Source organism: Rhizobium freirei PRF 81, from assembly GCF_000359745.1.
Lineage (GTDB): Bacteria > Pseudomonadota > Alphaproteobacteria > Rhizobiales > Rhizobiaceae > Rhizobium > Rhizobium freirei.
Map to the genome: position 1 here is coordinate 1 of NZ_AQHN01000007.1, position 857 is coordinate 857.

Sequence of the window (857 nt, forward strand, 5' to 3'; positions counted from 1 at the left end):
AAAACTTCGGCGGCTTTTTGCCGGCGGCGCGATGGGCGGCGATGACGGTATTGGCCATCAGCATGGCGATGGTCATCGGCCCGACGCCACCGGGAACCGGCGTGATGGCCTTGGCGACTTCGGAGGCCTCCGCATAGGCGACATCGCCGACCAGCCGGCTCTTGCCCTCGCCGCGCTCCGGCGCATCGATGCGGTTGATGCCGACATCGATGACGGTTGCGCCCGGCCTCACCCAGTTCGCCTTCACCATCTCGGGACGGCCGACGGCGGCCACCAGAATATCGGCGCCACGTGCCACGGATGCCAGATCCTTCGTGCGCGAATGTGCCGTCGTGACGGTGGCATTGGCATTGAGCAGCAATTGCGCCATCGGCTTGCCGAACAGGTTGGACGGCCGATGACCACGGCATTGAGACCCGACAGATCCTCGCCATGGATCTGGCGGACCAGCAGCATGGCGCCGGCCGGCGTGCAGGAGATCAGCCCGGTTTCGAGATCGCCGGTCGCCAGCTTGCCGGCATTGACCACATGCAGGCCGTCGACATCCTTGTCCGGCCGGATCGACTGGATGATCGCATCGGAATTCAGCTGCTTCGGCAATGGCAGCTGCACCAGAATGCCGTGGATCGACGGATCGTCGTTCAGCGAGGCCACCAGGCCTGCCAGCGCTTCCTGCGTCGTCTCGGCCGGCAGCGTGTGCTGGATGGAATTGAAGCCGCATTCCTTGGCCATGCGGCCCTTGGCGCCGACATAGGTGTGGCTCGCCGGATCGTCACCGACGATGACGACCGCAAGCCCGGTCTTCACACCGGTCTCCTTCTCAAGTCCTGCCGCCGCAGCCTTCACCGCCTCGATTA

The 857-nt window shown here is 65.0% G+C and carries 1 pseudogene; it reads right to left on the minus strand.

The annotated features are described in order from the left end of the window. A pseudogene (locus RHSP_RS02755) lies at positions 1 to 855 on the minus strand (bifunctional methylenetetrahydrofolate dehydrogenase/methenyltetrahydrofolate cyclohydrolase); the annotation flags it as partial. Positions 856 to 857: the final 2 nt, after the last annotated feature.